We start from the raw sequence: 22,968 nt of genomic DNA, 5'->3' as shown, positions 1-22,968 counted from the left end.
ACGCTTTGAATAGTTAGAATATTCGAGCTAGATTGGAAAGGGGCAATATTTTGAATACATCAAAAGAATTACTAAAAATTGAAAACTTACATACAAGTTTCCGAATCAAAGATCAGTATTATGCAGCAATTGAAGATATCAATTTAACACTACGTGAGAATGAAGTGTTAGCAATTGTAGGGGAGTCAGGTTGTGGTAAAAGTACGTTAGCCACTTCTATTGTTGGTTTACATGTGGCAAACAATACAAAAGTAGATGGTCAGATTTTGTACAACGATCAGAACTTAGCGACATTAAAAGAAGACCAACTGAATAAAATTCGAGGAAATGACATTGGCTTCATTTTCCAAGACCCACTTGCAGCCCTTAATCCACTCATGCGTATTGGCGATCAGATTGCCGAAACATTAAAATACCATACAAAATTAAGTGAACAAGAACGTCAAAAACGTGTTTTAGAATTATTAGATCAAGTAGGTATTAGTCATCCAGAACGTGTTGCAAGACAATATCCACATCAATTGTCAGGTGGGATGAGACAGCGTGTTGTCATTGCGATTGCGATTGCATGCAAACCGAAAATTATGATTGCGGATGAACCAACAACTGCTTTAGATGTAACGATTCAAGCACAGATTTTAGATTTATTAAATGACTTACAAGAAGAAACGAATTCGGGAATTATTTTGATTACACATGATTTAGGTGTAGTAGCTGAAGTGGCTGATCGTGTAGCAGTGATGTATGCTGGACAAATTATTGAACTCGCATCTGTTGAAGAGCTGTTCAGCCATCCAAAGCATCCATATACACGTTCATTATTAAATTCAATTCCACAAGTGGATCACGACCAAGATCGATTAGAAGTTATCCATGGAATGGTTCCAACATTAACGAAAATGCCAAGAACGGGTTGTCGTTTTGCACCACGTATTCCTTGGATTGATCCTTCTAAACATGAGGACAATCCATCACTACACGAAATCAGTCCAGAACATTTTGTACGTTGTACGTGCTGGAAAGACTTCCATTTTGAACATGAGGAAGGAGGACTAAATCATGAGCTTCATACAAATTAAAGATTTACATGTACATTATCCAATTCGAGGTGGCTTCTTTAATACAGTAGTAGACCATGTCTATGCAGTAGATGGTGTATCGATGGAATTTGAAAAAGGCAAAACTTATGGTTTAGTCGGAGAATCAGGTTCAGGGAAGTCGACAACAGGAAAAGCAATTATTGGACTCGAAAAAATTACATCAGGTCAAGTGATTTATGAAGGTGAAGATGTAACGAATAAACGTCGTACACGTAATAGTGCATTCACACGTGATATTCAAATGATTTTCCAAGATTCAACGTCAGCGATGAATCCTAGAAAACGTGTACAAGATGTATTAGCAGAGCCGATTCGTAACTTTATGAATCTATCACCAACAGAAGAAAAGCGCCATATGATTGAGCTGCTTGAAATCGTTGGGATGTCAGAAGAAGCTTTATTAAAATATCCACATGAATTCTCTGGTGGTCAAAAGCAGCGTCTAGGAATTGCGCGTGCAGTAGCGTGTAAGCCGAAGATGATTATTGCCGATGAACCTGTATCAGCGCTTGACTTATCAGTACAAGCACAAGTTCTGAACTTTATGAAAGATATTCAAACTGAATATGGGTTAAGTTATCTATTCATCTCGCATGACTTAGGTGTTGTTCGCCATATGTGTGATCATATCTCTATCATGTATAAAGGACGTTTTGTTGAACAGGGAACGAAAGAAGATATTTATAAACATTCAAAACATGTTTACACGAACCGTTTATTATCTGCAATTCCAACAATCGAACCTGAGACACGCTTTGAACGAAAAATGGAGCGTCGTGCAGTGGAACAAGCTTACCGTGAAAATGCTCAAAAGTACTATGATGCAGACGGAAAGGTTTACCCACTTCAAGTCATTTCAGCTACGCATAAAGTAGCGATGTCAGCAGCTGAGAAGGAGGCACAATAGTATGTGGAAAACCATCGTCAGACGAATCTTAATTATGATTCCTCAACTAATTGTATTAAGTTTAATCATTTTCTGGTTAGCTAAATTGATGCCGGGCGATCCATTAACAGGTCTTGTAACACCTGAAACAGACCCGAACCGTATCGAAGAATTACGTGAGTTAGCAGGCTGGAATGATCCATGGTATGTACAGTATTGGAATTGGATTACGAATGCACTTCAAGGGGACTTTGGAACAAGCTATGCATTCAAAGATAGCGTATCTAGCCTAATCGGAGAACGTGCATTAAATACACTTTGGTTATCACTATTCAGTGTCATTCTTTTATATTTAATCGCGATTCCACTTGGAATTTATGCAGGTCGTTATCAAGGTACTTGGTTTGATAAAGGAACAGTATTATATAGCTTCATTACATATGCGATTCCGACATTTGTACTTGGCTTAATTTTCTTATTCTTATTTGGTTATAAACTCGATTGGTTCCCAACTAGTGGAACGGTCGATGTGAAATATGACCCTGGCACATGGGATTATGTATGGAATAAAATTTATCATCTTATCTTACCAGGTATTACATTCGCTTTATTAGGTACAACAACAATCATTCAATACTTACGCTCAGAAGTAATCGATGCAAAAACACAAGATTATGTAAAAACAGCGCGAAGTAAAGGTGTACCGATGAAGGTCATTTATTCAAAACACATTTTCCGTAATTCATTATTACCAATTGCAGCATTCATTGGTTTTACAATTACAGGTTTACTTGGTGGTTCCATCTTTATCGAAACAATTTTCGGTTATCCAGGAATGGGGCAACTATTCATTCAATCACTAGGACAGCGTGACTATTCAGTTATTACAGCGCTCGTACTACTATTCGGATTCCTATCTTTACTAGGTAGTTTAATTTCCGACATTGTTATGAGTATTGTTGATCCACGAATCCGTATTGATTAGGACATAATCGAAAATAAAGAGGTGAGAAAGATGCAACAAATTGAAGAAAAAACACTCTTACAACAAGATGAAGGAACGCCCGCAACTGGATTAAAGGTTGTATGGCGTGAGTTTAAAAAAGATAAATTAGCGATGACTTCACTCATCGTATTAGTCGGTATTATCGTTGTCACATTCGTTTGGGCATTCACGATTGACCGAGAAGAATTAATGCAAATTAGTCTATATGATGAATTTGCACAACCGGGAACGAATGGTTTCATTCTAGGGGCAGATCAGGGTGGTAGTGACATCCTAGGTCAGTTAATTCTCGGTACACGTAACTCGTTAACGATTGCCATTGCGATTACGTTAATTACAGGTGTACTTGGTGTTGGTATTGGTTTAGCCGCTGGATACTTTGGCGGAATCGTTGATGCCATCATCATGCGTATTATGGACTTCTACATGACATTACCAACATTGATGATCATCATCGTGTTCGTAACGATTGTTCCAAAATATAATGTCACCACATTTGTACTCATCATGAGCGCATTCTTGTGGGTAGGAACAGCGAGGTTAATTCGAAGTAAAGTGCTCTCCGAGGGGAAACGTGATTATGTAAGTGCCTCTAAAACGATGGGGACAGGCAATTTTGCCATTATGTTAAAAGGTATTTTGCCAAACATTAGCTCATTACTAATTGTTGAGCTGACACTGAACTTTGCCGGAAATGTCGGTATTGAAACAGGTCTTACGTATTTAGGATTTGGTCTACCGCCAAATGTACCGAGTTTAGGGACATTGGTAGGGGCTGCAAGTAACCCAGTTGTTCTTGAAAACAATTGGTGGGTATGGTTACCCGCATCAATACTCATTCTCGTATTGATGCTGGCAATAAATTATGTTGGACAAGCTTTACGTCGAGCAGCAGATTCAAAACAAAGATTAGGTTAAAAAGGGGAGGAAATGAAATGAACAAAAAGAATTGGCTATTACTAACAGTTCTTGCAGCGATCATGCTTGTATTAGCAGCATGTGGCGGCGGCGACAAGAGCGGCGAAAAAAGTAACCAAAAAGAAAAAGTAGATACGTCAAAATTCCCGTTACAAACGACGAATAAAGACGAATCAATTAAAGGTGGTACATTAAAAGTAGCATTACAATCAGATGCACCATTCAAAGGTTTATTCCTTTACGAAGTATATGAAGATGCATATGATGCAGAAATCTTAAGCTATACTTCAAACTCAATTTTCACAACAAAAGAAGACTTCTTAATCGATAATGATGGTCTTGCAAAATTAGATGTAGATACAGATGCTAAAAAAGCAACAATTACAATCAAAAAAGACGTTAAATGGTCAGATGATAAACCATTCACAATTGATGATGTTATCTATCCTTACTATATCATCGGCGATAAAGACTACACAGGTGTACGTTACGATACAGACTTCCAAAATATCGTAGGTGCAAAAGAATACCATGACGGTAAAGCAAAAGACATCTCAGGTATTAAAAAGATTGATGATTACACAGCTGAAATCTCATTCAAAAAGATCTCACCAGCAATCTACTCTGGCGGTGACGGTTTATGGGGTTACGCAGCTCCAAAACATCAGTTAGAAAAAATCGCTGTAAAAGATTTACAAAAATCAGACGCAGTACGTAAAAACCCTGTAACATTAGGTGCATTCGTTATTAACAAAATCGTTAAAGGCGAATCAGTAGAATTAGTAGCGAACAAAAACTACTACAAAGGTCAACCAAAATTAGACAAAGTAGTTATCGAAGTTGTTCCTTCAGCTTCAATGGCAGCAGCATTAAAAGCAGGTAAGTACGATGTTTCAGTACCAAACTACCCAGCAAATGATTACGCTTCAATCAAAGACTTCAAAAACATTGAAATCTTAGGTCGTCCAGAATTAGCTTACTCTTACTTAGGTTTCAAACTAGGTAAATGGGATTCTAAAAAATCAGAAGTTGTAGTAGATGAAAATGCAAAAATGAATGATAAACAATTACGTCAAGCAATTGCTTACGCAATGAATATCGAAGAAGTAGCAGATGTATATTATGATGGTTTACGTACACGTGGTAACTCATTAATTCCACCAGTATTCTCGTCATTCTATGATGATTCATTAAAAGGTTACAAATACGACAAGAAAAAGGCTGAAGAATTATTAGACGCAGCAGGTTATAAAGATACAAACAACGACGGTTACCGTGAAGATAAAGACGGCAAACCACTTACAATTAAGTTAGCAGGTATGGCTGGATCAGATAAAGATGATAAAATTGTACAATTCTACATCCAAAACTGGAAAGATGTTGGTCTAAAAGTAGAATTATCAACAGGTCGTCTAATTGAGTTCAACTCATTCTATGAAAAAGTAAAAGCAGACGATAAAGATATCGATATGTATATGGCAGCATGGGGTACAGGTACAAACCCATCACCAATCGGTCTTTACTCAAAAGCAGCTCAGTTCAACTATAACCGTTACACTTCACCAGAACTTGAAAAATTATTATTAGATATCGATTCACCAGAAGCATTAGATTCAAAATACCGTGCAGAAGCATTCGGTAAGTGGCAAGAATTCATGTCAGATAACGCAGCAACAGTGCCAATGTACTTCCGTACGGAAATCATTCCTGTAAACAAACGCGTTAAAAACTGGACAATTGATTACTTAGCAAAAGATGGTATCGAAAAAGTAGAATTAACTGCTGACGAACCAGTAAAAGGCGAATAATCAATCGAGCATAAGAAAAAGAGGAATTCCATTATGGGGGAATTCCTCCTTTTTGTTATATTAATTAAATAAGGCGTTTTTTAGAAGCGATTCGAGAAGCTTTCGTCGTGTTCGCAAAGTGCCATTTCGTCACTTCATAAAGTGCATCCTCACCTTGTGTCAATAAAATTTGCGCAGCAACTTCATCGACCTTTGCACTAGCTCCTTTTGGTAAAGTTACACCGACTTCTTTTGATAGACGATCCATCTCACGTAAAAAAGCATAGCGTGCAATAATCGAAGCGGCAGCTACAGAGAGATGAAGTTGTTCAGCCTTCGTAGCAAATAACACATTTTCGCGTACAATTTCCTTTTCGTTTTTCAAATGATTATAATACGTATTACGCTCAGCAAATTGGTCAATTAAGATGGCTTCAGGTTTTTCAGGTGCAATTTTAGCTAAGACTTTTTTGAGTGCCTGATTGTGAAGAACGGCTTTAATTTTCCCTTGTGACCAGCCCTTCGCTTGCACTTCATTATACTTTGGATTGTGTAAGATGAGTAGTGAGTACGTAAGTGTCTTAATCAAATCAGGTGCAATCTTTCGAATGAAGTCATCTGTTAGCATTTTTGAATCTTTCACGCCAAGCTCTTTTACTAATTCAATTTGATGAGCAGGAACATAGACAGCTGCAACCGTAATCGGACCAAAGTAATCACCCGTACCTGTTTCATCTGAACCAATGACAGACTTTGATGCAAAATCTTCAGGCAACGTATCGCCCTTCGATGACGTCACATTCTTTGATGGGTTTGGTATACCGAACTGTTGCGCTTCTTCTGCCGCACGTCCACCCTGGAACATAACTTTTCCAGAGCGATAAGACGTGATCGAGACGCCATTTGCTTTTGCTGCAAATACAACCCCAGGTGCATTACGCTCGACTTTATAGGGTGTGTAATGCGCGTGAACTTTCTGTTGTGCTTCTTTCGTTAGTTGAATGACAATATTAGACATATTTTTAACACCTTTCGTTGTATCATTATTCACAGAATGAATGATTTCATGGTATGATGAGAATGAGATTTTTAAGGGAGGGATACTGTTGGGAGATTGTCCGAAAAATCGCATTGCCATTGAAATATATGGTCAAACATACAATATGGTTGGACCAGAGTCAACTGCTCATATGCGTGCTGTCGCTGCCACAGTAGATGAGCGTATGCGAGAGATCAAACTTGCAAACCCTGTGCTTAGCAGTACCCAACTCGCTGTACTTACTGCTGCCAACGCAGTAAATGATTTAATGAAGCTGCAACAAAAATATGAAGCCTTAGAGGCGGAACTGAATAAACAAAAGGATGAAGTGAATGATTGACCTACTTATCATTATATTATTTATAGCAGCACTTGTATCCGGCTATAAAAAAGGGTTCATCACGCAGTTGTTGAACTTGGTCGGTCTACTAGTTGCGCTAATCGTGGCTTATATTTATTATAAGCCTTTTGCAGAGAAAATCGTACTATGGGTTCCATATCCAGCAGTTACGGAAAATACGGCACTGAAGTTTGCCAATGACGCACTTGATTTGAATTTAACATTCTATCAATTGCTTGCATTTGCTATTATTTTCTTTGTTATTAAAATTGTATTAAGCATCTTATTCTCAATTTTTGATTTCTTAAAGGATGTACCAGTACTCGGCGTATTCAATCGCTTCCTCGGTTCATTACTTGGTTTTGTACAATGCTATATTATGTTATTTATCATTTTATATGTGTTAGCATTACTACCAATCGATTCGATTCAAAAATATGTAGAAAGCTCAATTTTAACGAAAGTCATATTGGAATTTACACCGATTTTATCATCGATGTTCCAAAAGATGTGGTTCGTGTATTTACAGTAATTACATACCACCAACCTAATCAAAGAGAGCTGCTCCGTTTTTCGTGAGTAGCTCTTTTTTTCAGAAGGAGTTTGAAGAACATGAATAAAAAAGAAGTTATCAAAGTACTAGAAAAGATTGCTACCTATTTAGAGTTACAAGGCGCAAATGCCTTTCGAATTTCTGCTTATCGTAAAGCAGGTGCAGCACTTGAAAATGATCCGCGCAGTATGGAAGAAATAGATGACGTAACAGCTTTAAAAGGAATTGGTAAAGGAACGGCTTCCGTTATTACGGAATTGCTTGAAACTGGCGAGTCATCTGAGTTGAAGCAATTACAGCAAGAAGTACCTGTAGGACTGCCACCTTTATTAAAAATTCCAGGACTCGGCGGGAAGAAAATTGCAAAATTATACGCTGAACTCGGTATTGATTCAGCTGAATCGTTAAAAGCAGCTTGTGAAGAAGGGCGTGTACAGCAACTTGCTGGTTTTGCTAAAAAGACCGAAGAAAAAATTCTCACTGAACTTGAAAAGTTGGGTAAGCGTTCAGAAAGTCATCCGCTTTGGCAATTAGAAACAATCGTGCCGAAGTTAGATGCGATTCTTGCTTCAATTGAAGAAATTGATACGTTCTCAGTGGCAGGTAGTTATCGACGAATCAAAGAATCGAGTAAAGATGTAGATTATATGATTGCGACAAATGAACCGACTGCTGTAAAAGAAGCTATTTTAGCGCAAGTAGAAGCAGCAGAAGTAATTGCAGCTGGCGATACAAAAATATCCGTTGTTTTAACAGGTGAAGATGCACCGAATGTCGATTTTCGCATTGTAGAACCTGAACAGTATGCAACAGCACTTCACCACTTTACAGGTTCTAAAGATCATAATGTACGCATGCGCCAAATCGCAAAAGAACGCGGCGAAAAAATTAGTGAATATGGTGTGGAATTAGCAGATGGTACGATGCAAACTTTCCAAACCGAAGCGGAATTTTTCGCACACTTTGATTTACCTTTCATTCCACCGACTTTACGTGAAGGAAAACGTGAGTTTGAAAGCTATACGGATATACCAAAGCTTGTTACAATAGAAGATGTTCGCGCAGATTTGCATATGCATACAACATGGTCAGACGGTGCGCATACAGTCGAAGAAATGGGACGAGCTTTAATCGAGAAGGGCTATACACATGGTGTGATTACCGACCACTCGCAATATTTAAAAGTAGCGAATGGTTTAACGCCAGAACGACTGCTACAGCAACAAGAGGAAATCTTCGCTTTTAATAAACAAGTAGAAGGCTTCCACTTATTACGCGGTACAGAGATGGATATTTTACCAGATGGTACACTTGATTTTTCAGATGATGTACTGGCGAATTTAGATTTTGTTATTGCATCGATTCATTCAAGTTTTAGTCAACCACAAGAGCAAATTATGGAACGATTGCATACAGCGATGAAAAATCCACACGTTGACATGATTGCCCATCCAACAGGACGTGTTATTCATCAGCGTGATGGATATAATCCAAATATGGAACAATTGATTGCATGGGCAAAAGAATACGGTAAGATTTTAGAGCTAAATGCTAATCCATATCGACTTGATTTATGTATCGAACATTTAGAAATGGCTGCAAAAGCAGGTGTGAAGGTTGCAATTAATACAGATGCACATGCTATTGAACAGTTACGCTATATGGATATCGGTACAAAATATGCGCAAAAAGCATGGCTTCATAAAGATTTAATTGTGAATACATGGTCATTTGAGCGCTTTATGGAGTTTTTAACGAATAAATGAGGAGGTGTTTTGAATGATTGCAGAACGCGCATTGAAAACACTAGAATATGAAAAAATTATTGAACAGGTTGCTAATTACTGTACGAATTCAATTGGTAAATCAACGATTGAACAATTAAAACCAGAAACAACTTTAGAAGAAGTAAATCGTTTATTAGATGAAATGGACGAGGGACTTGCCATTTTACGTCTTCGCTCGAATGTACCACTTGGCGGTATTTTTGATATTCGTCCAAGTGCGAGACGTGCACAAATTGGCGGTGTACTTAGTCCATCAGAATTGATGGAGATCTCGTCAACTATTCGTGCTAGTCGTATTTTTAGAGAATTCATCGAAGAAATAATGATAGACGAAGACTTAGAGATTCCTTATTTTGAAGAGAAAAAGGAACAACTTCCGATTTTAACAGGACTACAACATGAGATTAATAGCTGTATTGATGATAATGCTCATGTGACAGATTCAGCGAGTTCAGCACTTCGTACAATTCGTCAGCAATTACGTATGCAAGAAGGACGTGTACGTGAACGTTTAGCGAGTTTAACGCGTGGCACGAATGCTGCAAAAATGTTATCAGATTCGATTATTACGATTCGTAATGACCGCTTTGTAATTCCTGTAAAAGCAGAATATCGTAGCCACTATGGTGGTGTCGTGCATGACCAATCTTCATCTGGTCAAACACTTTACATTGAACCTGATTCAGTCGTGCAAGCGAATAACGAAATTCATAGTTTAAAAGTGAAAGAAAAAGTAGAAATCGACCGTATTTTAGGTGTACTATCAGGTATGGTGCAAGAAGTGGCGCATGAATTATTCGTCATGGTACAAGTACTAGGTCAAATCGATGTCATTTTAGCAAAAGCTAAATATGGACAAGCGAATAAATGTTCAAAACCAACAATGAATGCAGACGGTTATATTAAGTTAACTGCAGCAAGACACCCGCTACTTAATCGTGATATTGCAGTTGCCAATAATATTGAATTTGGTCGCGAATTTACAGCAATCGTGATTACAGGACCAAATACCGGTGGTAAGACGGTTACTTTAAAAACAGTCGGTCTATGTACATTGATGGCGCAATCAGGTATTCCAGTACCTGCATTAGATGGTTCAGAGTTAGCCGTATTTGATCAATTATTTGCAGATATTGGTGACGAGCAGTCAATCGAACAAAGTTTATCGACATTCTCAAGTCATATGGTAAACATCGTAGATATTCTAAAAAAGTTTGATGAGAATTCACTTGTCCTATTTGATGAATTAGGTGCAGGAACAGATCCGCAAGAAGGTGCCGCACTTGCCATTTCAATTTTAGATGAAGTACATGGACGTGGTGCACGCGTTATGGCAACAACACACTATCCGGAATTAAAAGCTTATGGATTTAATCGTCCGGCTGTCGTTAATGCAAGTGTGGAGTTTGATGTCGAAACATTAAGTCCAACATATCGCTTATTAATCGGTGTACCTGGACGTTCAAATGCCTTTGAAATTTCGAAACGACTAGGTCTACCTGAACACATCATCGAAACATCACGTTCTTACACAGGAACGGAGACACATGAAGTTGAATCGATGATTGCTTCATTAGAAGAATCTCGTTTGAAATCTGAAAAAGATGCGGAAGAAAGTGCACGATTATTAGAGGAAGCACGTATTTTACAAGCAGACTTAGATGCACGCTTAAAAGAATATGATGAGTTAAAAGAACAATTAGAAGCAAAAGCAAAAGAAAAAGCGAAGAAAATTGTAGAAGAAGCAAAACGTGAAGCAGAATCTGTAATTGATGAGTTACACAAAATGCAGATGAATGCACATAAAGTTGTAAAAGAACATGAAATTATTGAAGCGCGTAAACGTTTAGAAGATGCTGCACCAGCAGAAAATAAAGTGTTGAAAAAGCAACGTCAAATTCAAGAACGTGCACAGCAACTGCAAAAAGGTGATGAAGTCAAAGTAACAACTTATGGTCAAAAAGGTGTATTAATTGAAAAAGCATCGGATCATGAATGGGTTGTACAGATGGGTATTTTAAAAATGAAGCTAGATGAAGCAGATTTAGAATACATCAAGCCTGAAAAAGTAAAAGAGTCTGTCAACGTAACGAATGTACGTGGACGTGAAGCTGTGAAATTAGAGCTTGATTTACGTGGTGAGCGTTATGAAGATGCGCTATATCGTACAGAAAAATATATTGATGATGCCTTGTTATCGAACTATCATCGCGTATCCATCATTCATGGTAAAGGAACCGGAGCATTACGAAAAGGTGTACAAGATTTATTAAAACGTCATCCACGTGTAAAATCATATCATTTCGGTGAAGCGAGCGAGGGTGGGTTCGGTGTTACAATCGCCGAATTAAAATAGATAGAAGGACGGAGGTTTTCGTTCATGGATGCGTTTTGGCAACATCCTGCTGTTATTATGACAGGATATTATAGTGTGGTTGTCCTTTGTTTAATTGTGTCAATGGCTATTTTCGAAGCTGTTACACGCTATAAAAATTGGCAAGAGATTAAAAATGGTAATATGGCTGTTGCTTTTGCAACAGGAGGTAAAATCTTAGGGATTTGCAATATTTTTCGCTACTCGATTGAGAAGAATAATTCACTCCCAGAAATGCTTGGGTGGGGACTATTCGGCTTTATTCTCTTAATTATTGCTTATTTATTATATGAGTTTTTAACACCTTCATTTAAAATTGATGAAGAGATTGCAAAAGATAATCGTTCAGTTGGCTTTATTTCCTTTGCTATCTCCATCGGTTTATCTTTTGTCATCGGTGCGAGTATTTCTTAATGAAAATCAGTGTGATGTAAAAATCACGCTGGTTTTTTTATTTTTTCATAAATAACATAGCGTATTCGAGTGTAAAAAGAACATGAAAGACAATTATTTATAATGAAATAGAATTTTTCTGAACATTTTCTATGAATAGTCATTCATTTGTGTTAAAGTGTTGGTATATAGGAAAATGTGAAAACTTTGTATGTTTTGTTTCGTTTTTGTTGGAAAAATGCATTTTTTTCTTATTCATCATTTGAAAGCGTTCACAAACTTCTATATAATAAGAAGTAATATTTAACAAATTTTATAAGGAGTGGATTGAAATGACTGAGAAGGTTTGGTTGAAGCATTATCCAAATTATATTCGTGCAAATTTGGATTATGAAGAAATTCCGTTACAACAGTTTTTAACAAATGCCGCAAGGAACACCCCTGAAAAAATTGCTATTCACTTTATGGGAAAAGACATTAAGTACAAAGAGTTACATGAATCTGCACTAAAGTTTGCCCAATACTTACAACAATTAGGTATTGAAAAAGGAGACCGAATCGCGCTTATGCTCCCGAATACACCCCAAACGGTCATCTCTTATTACGGCGCACTTTATGCCGGTGCAACAGTTGTCATGACGAATCCGTTATACACAGAGCGAGAAATTGAGTATCAGCTAAAAGATTCAGGTGCAAAAGTAATTGTTAGCTTAGATATTTTATATCCACGTATTATGAAAGTATTTAAAAATACGGCACTTGAAAATGTCATTATTACAAGTATTAAAGATTACTTACCATTCCCTAAAAATTTGTTATATCCGTACGTGCAGAAAAAAGAACAAGGTGTGCAAGTCCACGTTGCCCATAGTGGAGTTAGCCATCAGTTTATGGAGATTTTAAAAACGTCACAAGCGATTGAACCAACGATTGATTTTAATTTTGAAGAAGATTTAGCATTGCTTCAGTACACAGGCGGTACGACAGGTTTTCCAAAAGGAGTTATGCTGACACATAAAAACCTCATTGCGAATACACGAATGTGTGCCGAATGGTTAACAGAACCGAATGCCCAAAGTGAACCTCCTGTTATTTTAGGAATTTTGCCAATTTTCCATGTATATGGTATGACAACCGTTCTACTGTATACAGTCATGCAAGGTGGCAAGATGGTGCTATTACCGAAGTTTAATGCAGAGATGATTTTAAAGACGATTCAAAAGCAGCGTCCGACATTATTCCCAGGCGCACCAACAATTTATATTGGCTTAATTAATCATCCGCAAATCAAAAAATATGATCTTTCTTCTATTAAAGCATGTATTAGTGGTTCGGCTCCGCTACCAGCAGAAGTACAAGAACAGTTTGAAGAATTGACAGGTGGTAAATTAGTCGAAGGTTATGGTTTAACAGAATCATCACCTGTTACACATGCTAATCTCTTATTCGAGAACATTCGTCAGAAAAATTCAATCGGTATTCCATGGCCAGATACAGATGCCATGATTGTTGATGGGTCAATCGAACGTCCAAGAGCGAACGGCGAAATCGGTGAACTCGTTGTAAAAGGTCCACAAGTTATGAAGGGATATTGGAATCGTCCAGAAGAAAATGCGATGACATTAGAAGATGGGTGGCTAAAAACAGGCGACCTTGGTTATATGGATGATGACGGTTTCTTCTATGTAGTAGACCGTAAAAAAGATGTGATTATTGCAGGTGGTTATAATATTTATCCGCGTGAAGTCGAGGAAGTATTGTATGAACATCCAGATGTAGTAGAGTGTGTAGCAGCCGGCGTTCCAGATCCATATCGAGGTGAGACGGTTAAAGCATATATCGTATTGCGTGAAGGTGCGACAACAACAGAAGCAGATTTGAATAAATTCTGCCGTGAGAACTTAGCTGCGTATAAAGTGCCGCGCATTTACGAATTTAGAGCAGAGCTACCAAAAACAGCAGTTGGTAAAATTTTACGTCGCGCTTTAATTGATGAAGAAAAAGAAAAACAGCAACAACCACGACAAGAACAGGCATAATGACAGAGAATGCTTGACATTATTTTCAATGAATAATATCATAACACTATGAATGAATAACCATTCATTATTGTTTGGAAAAGTGGTGTGATTTGTATGAAAAGAGAAAAACCGAAGTATAAGCAAATTATTGATGCCGCAGTTATTGTAATTGCAGATAATGGCTATCATCAAGCGCAAGTATCTAAAATTGCAAAACAAGCTGGTGTAGCAGATGGCACAATCTATTTATACTTTAAAAACAAAGAAGATATTTTAATCTCGGTGTTCCGAGAAAAGATGGCTGTATTTATTGAAAGCTTGCAAGAAGTTAATCAAGAAAATACGACAGCGGCTGAAAAGCTCGAATTTATGATTACGAACCATTTCCGCGTGTTGTCGAATGATAAATATTTAGCGCGTGTCACACAATTAGAATTACGACAATCGAATCGTGATATTCGCCTAAAAATCAACGCCGTATTAAAAGAATATCTTGAACAACTGGATACCATTTTAGAAGAAGGGGTAAAAGCTGGCGAGTTTGATGCCAATATGGATCTTCGCTTAGCACGACAATTGATTTTTGGAACAGTTGATGAAGTGACGACATCATGGGTTATGAAAGATCACAAATTCGACTTAACTGCACAAGCACCAAAAGTATATCAATTGTTATTAAATGGTATTAAAGGTTAAAATGAATATAGGTAAGTTTTTCCACTTACCTATATTTCTATAACAACATATACGAAAAGGGGTAAGAACATGGAATTTCTAAAGCTAAACAATGAAGACGGTGTCGCAATCGTTACAATCGTAAGACCACCAGCAAATGCAATGAGTCAACAACTTGTAAAAGAGATTGCAGAAGCACTTGATCAAATTGAGAAAGACCATTCAACGAGAGTTGTTGTAATCCATGGCGAGGGAAGATTCTTCTCAGCCGGCGCAGATATTAAGGAATTTCTATCCGTTCCAAATATCACAGCACATGTTTCTGAAGCACAATCTATTTTTGAACGTCTTGAAACGTTCGAAAAACCTGTCATCGCTTCGATTCATGGCGCAGCTTTAGGAGGCGGTTTAGAATTGGCGATGAGCTGTCATCTTCGCTATGTTTCTAAAACGGCAAAGCTTGGATTACCTGAGCTCTCATTGGGACTAATTCCTGGCTTCGGAGGAACACAGCGACTTCCGCGGTATGTTGGCTCAGCGAAAGCTGCTGAAATGATGTTTACAAGTGATCCAATCTTAGGAGAGGAAGCTGTAAACTGGGGCTTAGCCAATGCGGCATTTGAAGAAGAGGAACTGTTGGGTAAAACACTCGACATTGCGAAAAAGATCGCACTAAAAAGTCCAATCTCTTTGAAAGCTACAATAGATATGCTGAACTTCTCAAAAACAGATCGTTTTTACACTGGAATTGATGAAGAAGCACAAGCATTTGGTCGCGTATTTGCAACAGAGGATGCGAAAGAAGGAATCACAGCCTTTGTTGAGAAACGTCAAGCAGTATTTAAAGGAAAATAATACTATTTAGGAGGTTTACATTATGAACATCTATGTATTAGTGAAAAGAACTTTTGATACCGAGGAAAAAATCGTCATCTCAGGTGGCGCAATTCAAGAAGACGGCGCAGAATTCATCATCAACCCGTATGATGAGTATGCGATTGAAGAAGCGATTAAAGTGCGCGATAGCGAAGGTGGGACAGTAACAGTTATTACGGTTGGTAATGACGAATCTGAAAAACAACTTCGTACAGCATTAGCGATGGGTGCAGATCAAGCAGTACTCATCAACGCAGAAGAAGATGTAGAAGACTTAGATCAATTCTCTGTCGCAACAATCTTAGCAGCTCACTTAAAAGAGCAAGATGTTGATTTAATCTTCGCAGGAAATGTTGCAATTGACGGTGGCTCAGGTCAAATCGGACCACGTCTAGCAGAATTATTAGATATTAACTATGTAACAACAATTACAGGTTTTGAATTAAATGGACGTGACGTGAAAATTGTGCGTGATGTAGAAGGTGACTCAGAAGAGATTACAACATCTCTACCACTTCTTGTAACAGCACAACAAGGACTAAACGAACCACGCTACCCTTCATTACCAGGTATTATGAAGGCGAAAAAGAAACCTTTAGAAGAATTAGAATTAGATGATTTAGATTTAGATGAAGACGATGTAGAACCAAAAATCAAAACTGTAGAGGTATTCTTAGCACCAGAAAAACAAGCTGGTCGAGTTCTCGAAGGTGAGATTCGTGACCAAGCGAGAGAATTAATTTCGTTATTACGTTCAGAAGCAAAAGTCATTTAACAAACGATGAAAAATTGATTGGAGGAAGAACATATGTCTAAAAAAGTAGTTGTATTAGCAGAAGCACGTGAAGGCGCATTACGTAATGTTTCATTTGAAGCAATTAGCGCAGCGAAGAAAATTTCAGATGGTGGCGAAGTAGTAGTAGCGCTATTTGGTCAAGATGTTTCAGGTTTAGCCAATTCATTATTCGAGTACGGCGCAGATCGCGTTGTTTTAGTGGAACATCCACACTTGAATTTCTATACAGCAGATGGTTACAGTCAGGCACTACTTGCAGTTGTAGACCAAGAAAAGCCAGAAGCAATTGTGTTAGGTCATACAGCTCTTGGTAAAGACTTATCTCCAAAAGTGGCAAGTCGTTTACAAACAGGCTTGATTTCGGATGTAACGTCAATTGAAGGAGAAGGCGACGATGCGCAGTTCATTCGTCCAATTTACTCGGGTAAAGCTTTTGAAAAAGTGGAAGCAGCAAGCGAGCCGTTATTCGTAACGGTTCGTCCAAATAACATTGAACCACTTGAAGCAGAAGCAGGCAAAACAGGTACAGTCGATACATTATCAGTAGATATTACAAATTTACGTACAGTTGTTGAAAACGTAATTCGTAAAGCAACAGATGGTGTAGATTTATCAGAAGCAAAAGTCATCGTATCAGGTGGTCGTGGTGTGAAAAGCGAAGAAGGTTTTGCTCCTCTAAAAGAGTTAGCAAACTTACTTGGCGGTGCAGTTGGTGCATCACGTGGTGCATGTGACGCAGAATATTGCGATTACTCATTACAAATCGGTCAAACAGGTAAAGTTGTAACACCTGACTTATATATCGCAGTTGGTATTTCAGGTGCCATCCAACATTTAGCTGGTATGTCGAACTCGAAAATTATTGTAGCGATTAATAAAGATCCAGAAGCGAATATTTTCAAAGTAGCAGACTACGGTATTGTTGGTGACTTATTTGAAGTGATGCCGCTATTAATTGAAGAAGTAAAAGCATTAAAAGCGAGCGTATAATAAAAAGAACTGTTCCTTTGAATTTCAGAGGAACAGTTTTCTTTTGTCAAAAGTGAAGCAGAAAGATTGGCAAGTTAACTCTTTTTTTAATATAATAAAATAAAATCATGGATTTGAAATATAAAATACAAGATTTTTGTATGAAAATGAAGTAAGAGACGATTATGTAGGCATATTTATACGAATTCAAGTCGTTCCATGCTATAATTCAAACATATCGTTTATATAAGAGGAGGAAATAAATTATGGCAATTGTATATTCAACAGACGAATCATTCCAACAAGACGTAGCAGAAGGTGTAGTACTAGTAGACTTTTGGGCTACTTGGTGCGGACCTTGTAAAATGATTGCGCCAGTTCTTGAAGAACTAGATGCAGACTTAGATGGTAAAGCAACAATCGTAAAAGTGGACGTAGACCAAAACCAAGAGACAGCTGCTCAATTTGGCATCATGTCAATCCCAACACTACTTGTTTTCAAAGATGGTAAACCAGTAGATAAAACAGTTGGCTTCCACCCGAAAGAAGCTTTAGCAGATTTACTAGCTAAACACATGTAATCGTGAATTAAACTTGAATAGAGGCTGTCCTGCATAACAGGTACAGTCTCTTTTTTTGAAGGTGATGAAATGAACGAAATCAAACAAAAATTAGCTGTTCTCCCTGACCAACCAGGTTGCTATTTAATGAAGGATCGTCAAGGAACAGTCATCTATGTCGGTAAAGCGAAAGTACTGAAAAATCGTGTGCGCTCTTACTTTACAGGCTCGCATAATGAGAAAACAGCACGCCTTGTTTCAGAGATTGTCGATTTCGACTACATTGTAACATCTTCTGATTTAGAGGCTTTTTTACTTGAATTGAACTTAATTAAATTACATGATCCAAAATATAATATCATGTTAAAAGATGATAAAACGTATCCTTATTTGAAAATAACAAATGAACCGCATCCACGTTTGTTAATGGTGCGAAAAGTTAAGAAAGACCGTGCAAAATATTTTGGACCCTACCCGAATGCTTATGCAGCAGCAGAAACGAAAAAGCTATTAGACCGTATCTATCCACTGCGAAAATGTGATGTCATGCCTAATCGTGTCTGTCTATATTATCATATGGGACAATGTTTAGCCCCTTGTGTAAAAGATGTACCAAAAGATGCGTATAAAGAGATGATTCAAGAGATTACAGACTTTTTAAATGGCGGACATGAGCATGTAAAGACGGAACTAGAGGAAAAGATGTATAAAGCATCTGAAGCACTCGATTTTGAACGAGCAAAAGAGTTGCGCGATCAAATTGCGAATATCGATCAAATTATGGCGAAACAAAAAATTACGAAGACGACGGACTTTACGAATCGTGATATTTTTGGTTTTGCAGTGGATAAAGGATGGATGTGTGTTCAAGTATTCTTTATTCGTCAAGGGAAGTTGATTGAGCGCGATGTATCATTATTCCCTTCATATGGTGAACCGCTAGACGAATTTACAACTTTTATTGCGCGTTTTTATGAAGAAGCGAATCATTTAAAACCATCTGAAATAATTGTGCCAAAAGAAGTGGACGCAGAGATGTTGCAACAGGCTTTAGACATTAAAGTACATGCGCCACATCGCGGCTATAAAAAAGAAATGCTCGATTTAGCAACACAAAATGCGCATGTGAAAATTGATGAGAAATTTAATATGCTACAGCGCCAAGAAGAGCGAACAATTGGTGCATGTGAAGAATTAGGTGATGCGATGAATATTCAAACACCACTTCGCATTGAAGCATTTGATAACTCACATATTTTCGGTTCGGATACGGTATCTGCGATGGTCGTATTTGAAGATGGTCGCCCGCGTAAAAAAGACTATCGTAAATTTAAAATTCAAACAGCTTCTGCGCATGATGATTACGGTGCGATGCGTGAAGTATTAAGAAGACGTTATCAACGTGTTGTAAAAGAAGGACTACCACTTCCAGATCTACTTGTAACAGATGGTGGGAAAGGACAGATGGAAGTCGCGCGTGAAGTACTTGAAGATGAACTAGGTCTTGATATTCCGATTGCAGGTCTTGCAAAAGATGATAAGCATAAGACAGCCCAGTTACTTTATGGTAATCCGCCACAAGTTATTCCACTGAAAAGAACGAGTGAAGGGTTCTATTTGCTGCAACGTATTCAAGATGAAGTGCATCGATTTGCGATTAATTTTCACCGTCAATTACGTGAGAAGAATGCACTCACTTCGCAACTTGATGACATTCCAGGTGTTGGGCCAAAGCGGAAACAGCAAATGTTAAAACACTTTGGTTCGATGAAAAAAATTAAAGAGGCAACAGAAGAAGAATTAATTGCTGCTGGATTACCGAAAAATCTGGCTAGTGCCGTAATTGCGCATTTTCTGAAAAAATAATTGTCTTTTGCCAAATATTGTGATAAAGTAACGTTAATTAAAAATCACTGAAAAAGTGATGATAGAGGAGCAGGTGTCAAGAGTAGCCTTTTTGAGAGTGTAGTAACTCAGTGAAAGAAGGTGAAAGGGGAAACTGCCGAAGTGATGAAGGAACTACGACTTCATTGCTGGTTCTGTATTGAATAAATGCAGAATTGTCAGAGTGTACACTCTGGAGGGCTATCTCACATGAATGTTCATTTTTGAATAGACATGCATAAGCAGCCCAACATTTCGATGTTTGGCTGCTTTTTTTATTGAGAGAACCCACATTACAATATGTAGGGGGAGAACGTATGGGAACTTATGTTATGAAATTTGGTGGCACATCGGTGGCAACACCGGAACGTATTCAAAATGTAGCGAAAAGAGTTTTACAAGAAGTGGAAGTGGGGAATAAAGTGGTTGTTGTCGTTTCAGCGATGGGAAAAACGACAGATCATTTAGTCGAGATGGCGAACCAAGTATCGACACATCCATCAAAACGTGAGATGGATGTACTACTATCTACAGGTGAACAAGTTACAACAGCTTTACTGACGATGGCGCTTCACCAATTAGATGTACCTGCGCAGTCTTTTACAGGTTGGCAGGCAGGTATGATGACCGATGATGTTGCGAGTAATGCACGCATTGAACAGATTGATTGTGAGAAAATCACGACCTGTTTAAATGAAGGGAAAGTAGCCGTTGTAGCAGGTTTTCAAGGGATTGATCATGAAGGTAATATTACGACACTTGGTCGAGGTGGCTCAGATACAACAGCTGTCGCGATTGCAGCTGCGATTCAAGCAGAACGCTGTGATATTTATACCGATGTTGATGGGGTTTATACAAGTGATCCACGCTTTGTGCCAAATGCACGTAAATTAGCAGAATTAAGTTATGATGAAATGCTCGAATTAGCACATTTAGGAGCAGGTGTTTTACATCCACGCTCTGTTGAATTAGCGAAAAATTATCAAATGCCCATGTCTGTTCGTTCAAGTTATGAACAAGTAGAAGGAACCGTTTTAAAGGAGGAAGTTCAAATGGAAAAAGATTTAGTTGTACGAGGAGTAGCATTCGAAGGAGAAATCGTTCGTTTAACAGTTTATTTTAGCGAAGCATATATGGGGTCATTAGCGAACATCTTCACAACATTAGCGAAGCACCATATCAATGTGGATATCATTGTACAATCCATCATTCCAAACGCATCACCAACGGTATCATTTTCAGTGAAAAAAGAACAATTAGAAGAAACATTAAATGTGTTAAAAGAATATAAAAATACATTAGGTTATGATTATATTGATCATGAACTAGAACTTGCAAAAGTATCGATTGTCGGTTCAGGTATGGCATCCAATCCAGGTGTTGCAGCGACGATGTTTGATTGCTTGTTTAGATTAGGAATTCCGGTGAAGATGGTCAGCACATCTGAAATCAAAGTATCCGTCGTTGTACCACAAGAAGAGATGTTTAAAGCGGCGAATGCCTTACATGAACAGTTTGAATTATCAAAAGCAGCAGTGGCAATAGAAAATTAAATGGATAAAACAAAAAGTCCCTTGCGAATTTGAACTGCACCCCAATTGTTAGACACATCTAACAATTGGAGGTGCAGTTTTTTATGGCTAAATATACGGCAGCGGAAAAATTACAAGCGGCTTTACGCTACTTAGAAGGCAAAGAAAGTTCACGTGAAATTGCTAAATCGATCGGGACAGATCATAAGGCCATTCTTAATTGGACGAAACAATATAAGTATAACGGTGTAGAAGCGTTTACAAAATCGTATACAAACTATACAGCACAGTTTAAACTAGACGTACTAAACTTCATGATTGAACAAGGTACGTCCTTACTTGAAACAGCGGCTATCTTCGGTATAGCCGCACCATCCACGATTCTTCAATGGAGAAAAATATTCGAAACCAAAGGATTTGATGCCCTTCAATCAAAGAAAAAGGGGCGTCCATCCATGAAAAAAGAAACAAATAAACAACCAAAACAAGCACCAGTAGAAGGCTCACCAGAAGCACTACAAGCAGAAATCGACCGTCTACGTATGGAAAACGAGTATTTAAAAAAGTTGAATGCCTTAGTTCAAGCCAAGGAAAAATCACCAAAGAAGACAAAGTAAAGATCATCTATGAATTAAGGCAAAAATACTCGGTGAAAGCACTTGTAACATTCGCACAAATTCCACGCAGCACGTATTACAATGTAGTAAAAAAGATGAATCGTCCAGACCGCGATGCCGAACTGAAGGCAGAAATCAAAGCGATTTATGAAGAACATGAGGGTCGTTATGGCTATCGCCGTATTCGCGATGAGCTAGCGAATCGTGGGCAAAAGGTGAATCATAAGAAGGTGCAGCGCATCATGAAAGAGCTGGGTTTAAAGTGCTTAGTGCGTATGAAAAAGTATAAATCCTATAAAGGTACCGTCGGTAAAATTGCGCCAAATATTTTAGATCGTAACTTTACAGCAGAGGCACCGAATGAGAAATGGGTAACAGATATTACGGAGTTTAAGCTATTTGGTGAAAAGCTCTATTTATCACCTGTTTTAGACTTATTTAACGGAGAAATCATCACGTATACCATTGGCTCTAGACCAACGTATTCTTTAGTATCTGAGATGTTAGAGAAGGCTTTAGAGAGATTGCCGGAAGAACATCAACTATTGATGCATTCTGATCAAGGCTGGCATTATCAAATGAAGCAATATCGCCATGCCCTTGAATCAAAAGGGATTGTGCAAAGTATGTCCCGTAAAGGGAACTGTTACGACAACTCCGTCATGGAGAATTTCTTCGGCATATTGAAATCGGAATTCCTTTACTTGAAGGAATTTGAAAGTGTGGAGCATTTTAAATTGGAACTTGAAAAGTATATAACGTATTACAACACAAAACGTATGAAGGCAAAATACAAAATGAGTCCGGTAGCGTACCGAACCCATTTCACTCAAGCTGCCTAAATGAAATAACCGT

20 protein-coding genes and 1 riboswitch are annotated in these 22,968 nt (G+C 38.0%); of the genes, 19 read left to right on the top strand and 1 reads right to left on the bottom strand.

Going from position 1 to position 22,968, the window contains the following annotated elements:
- Nucleotides 1-50: 50 nt before the first annotated feature.
- From QN089_RS10310 to QN089_RS10290, 5 genes are read left to right on the top strand one after another with little or no spacing between them, the layout of a single operon-like run.
- Nucleotides 51-1,079 carry an ABC transporter ATP-binding protein gene (locus QN089_RS10310; protein ID WP_068452030.1) on the top strand — a complete coding sequence of 343 codons (1,029 nt, stop codon included), beginning with the start codon at nucleotides 51-53 and terminating at the stop codon, nucleotides 1,077-1,079.
- The gene (locus QN089_RS10305) at nucleotides 1,060-2,007 is read left to right on the top strand and encodes an ATP-binding cassette domain-containing protein (protein ID WP_068452032.1); all 948 of its coding nucleotides are present in this window, start codon (nucleotides 1,060-1,062) and stop codon (nucleotides 2,005-2,007) included. The genes QN089_RS10310 and QN089_RS10305 overlap by 20 nt, the downstream gene beginning before the upstream one ends.
- Before the next feature lies 1 nt (nucleotide 2,008).
- On the top strand, nucleotides 2,009-2,971 hold the full coding sequence (gene opp4B, locus QN089_RS10300; protein WP_068452035.1) for an oligopeptide ABC transporter permease: 963 nt from the start codon (nucleotides 2,009-2,011) through the stop codon (nucleotides 2,969-2,971).
- Between the two features lie 30 nt (nucleotides 2,972-3,001).
- Nucleotides 3,002-3,910: an ABC transporter permease gene (locus QN089_RS10295; protein ID WP_082701379.1), complete on the top strand. Its 909-nt coding sequence runs from the start codon at nucleotides 3,002-3,004 to the stop codon at nucleotides 3,908-3,910.
- A 17-nt stretch (nucleotides 3,911-3,927) separates the two neighbouring features.
- Nucleotides 3,928-5,718: an oligopeptide ABC transporter substrate-binding protein gene (locus QN089_RS10290; protein WP_285215264.1), complete on the top strand. Its 1,791-nt coding sequence runs from the start codon at nucleotides 3,928-3,930 to the stop codon at nucleotides 5,716-5,718.
- A 64-nt stretch (nucleotides 5,719-5,782) separates the two neighbouring features.
- Here the strand turns inward: QN089_RS10290 and rnhC are convergent, their stop codons facing one another.
- Nucleotides 5,783-6,715: a ribonuclease HIII gene (rnhC, locus tag QN089_RS10285; RefSeq protein WP_285215263.1), complete on the bottom strand. Its 933-nt coding sequence runs from the start codon at nucleotides 6,713-6,715 to the stop codon at nucleotides 5,783-5,785.
- An 88-nt stretch (nucleotides 6,716-6,803) separates the two neighbouring features.
- On the opposite strand from rnhC, the gene zapA reads away from it, so the two are divergent.
- The 14 genes from zapA to QN089_RS10215 all read left to right on the top strand — a co-directional run bounded on the left by zapA (nucleotide 6,804) and on the right by QN089_RS10215 (nucleotide 22,955).
- Nucleotides 6,804-7,076: a cell division protein ZapA gene (gene zapA, locus QN089_RS10280; RefSeq protein WP_068452044.1), complete on the top strand. Its 273-nt coding sequence runs from the start codon at nucleotides 6,804-6,806 to the stop codon at nucleotides 7,074-7,076.
- Nucleotides 7,069-7,608 carry a CvpA family protein gene (locus QN089_RS10275; protein WP_068452046.1) on the top strand — a complete coding sequence of 180 codons (540 nt, stop codon included), beginning with the start codon at nucleotides 7,069-7,071 and terminating at the stop codon, nucleotides 7,606-7,608. The genes zapA and QN089_RS10275 overlap by 8 nt, the downstream gene beginning before the upstream one ends.
- 80 nt (nucleotides 7,609-7,688) lie before the next feature.
- Nucleotides 7,689-9,395 carry a DNA polymerase/3'-5' exonuclease PolX gene (gene polX / locus QN089_RS10270; protein ID WP_285215262.1) on the top strand — a complete coding sequence of 569 codons (1,707 nt, stop codon included), beginning with the start codon at nucleotides 7,689-7,691 and terminating at the stop codon, nucleotides 9,393-9,395.
- Between the two features lie 13 nt (nucleotides 9,396-9,408).
- The gene (locus QN089_RS10265; protein WP_285215261.1) at nucleotides 9,409-11,772 is read left to right on the top strand and encodes an endonuclease MutS2; all 2,364 of its coding nucleotides are present in this window, start codon (nucleotides 9,409-9,411) and stop codon (nucleotides 11,770-11,772) included.
- Nucleotides 11,773-11,796: 24 nt separating this feature from the next.
- Nucleotides 11,797-12,204 (top strand): DUF350 domain-containing protein, encoded by a 408-nt coding sequence (locus QN089_RS10260; RefSeq protein ID WP_068452054.1) that lies wholly within the window; start codon nucleotides 11,797-11,799, stop codon nucleotides 12,202-12,204.
- A 311-nt stretch (nucleotides 12,205-12,515) separates the two neighbouring features.
- Complete coding sequence (locus QN089_RS10255; RefSeq protein WP_087680381.1) at nucleotides 12,516-14,222, top strand: long-chain-fatty-acid--CoA ligase; 1,707 nt, start codon at nucleotides 12,516-12,518, stop codon at nucleotides 14,220-14,222.
- A 96-nt stretch (nucleotides 14,223-14,318) separates the two neighbouring features.
- A complete protein-coding gene (locus tag QN089_RS10250; RefSeq protein WP_068452060.1) occupies nucleotides 14,319-14,900 on the top strand; it encodes a fatty acid metabolism transcriptional regulator FadR in 582 nt (193 codons plus the stop codon).
- A 69-nt stretch (nucleotides 14,901-14,969) separates the two neighbouring features.
- Nucleotides 14,970-15,734 carry an enoyl-CoA hydratase gene (locus tag QN089_RS10245; RefSeq protein WP_087680380.1) on the top strand — a complete coding sequence of 255 codons (765 nt, stop codon included), beginning with the start codon at nucleotides 14,970-14,972 and terminating at the stop codon, nucleotides 15,732-15,734.
- Between the two features lie 22 nt (nucleotides 15,735-15,756).
- Nucleotides 15,757-16,530, top strand: coding sequence for an electron transfer flavoprotein subunit beta/FixA family protein (locus QN089_RS10240; RefSeq protein ID WP_068452066.1), 774 nt, complete (start codon nucleotides 15,757-15,759; stop codon nucleotides 16,528-16,530).
- A gap of 33 nt (nucleotides 16,531-16,563) precedes the next feature.
- Entirely contained in the window at nucleotides 16,564-17,541 is a 978-nt protein-coding gene (locus tag QN089_RS10235; protein WP_068452069.1) for an electron transfer flavoprotein subunit alpha/FixB family protein, read from the top strand.
- Nucleotides 17,542-17,786: 245 nt separating this feature from the next.
- Nucleotides 17,787-18,101 (top strand): thioredoxin, encoded by a 315-nt coding sequence (gene trxA / locus QN089_RS10230; protein ID WP_068452072.1) that lies wholly within the window; start codon nucleotides 17,787-17,789, stop codon nucleotides 18,099-18,101.
- Between the two features lie 69 nt (nucleotides 18,102-18,170).
- Complete coding sequence (uvrC, locus tag QN089_RS10225; RefSeq protein ID WP_285215260.1) at nucleotides 18,171-19,946, top strand: excinuclease ABC subunit UvrC; 1,776 nt, start codon at nucleotides 18,171-18,173, stop codon at nucleotides 19,944-19,946.
- Nucleotides 19,947-20,000: 54 nt separating this feature from the next.
- Nucleotides 20,001-20,176, top strand: a riboswitch (Lysine riboswitch).
- Nucleotides 20,177-20,281: 105 nt separating this feature from the next.
- Nucleotides 20,282-21,517, top strand: coding sequence for an aspartate kinase (locus QN089_RS10220; protein WP_285215259.1), 1,236 nt, complete (start codon nucleotides 20,282-20,284; stop codon nucleotides 21,515-21,517).
- Nucleotides 21,518-21,600: 83 nt separating this feature from the next.
- Nucleotides 21,601-22,955 (top strand): IS3 family transposase gene (locus tag QN089_RS10215; RefSeq protein WP_285215258.1). Its coding sequence is split into 2 segments (ribosomal slippage): nucleotides 21,601-22,054 and nucleotides 22,054-22,955, totalling 1,356 coding nucleotides; the frame shifts between segments, so codons are not numbered across the junction.
- The last annotated feature ends 13 nt before the right edge of the window (nucleotides 22,956-22,968 follow it).

Source organism: Kurthia sp. YJT4, assembly GCF_030219945.1.
GTDB lineage: Bacteria > Bacillota > Bacilli > Bacillales_A > Planococcaceae > Kurthia > Kurthia gibsonii.
The sequence above is the reverse complement of the archived record's forward strand: the minus strand, read 5'-3'. Positions and strand labels throughout refer to the sequence as shown.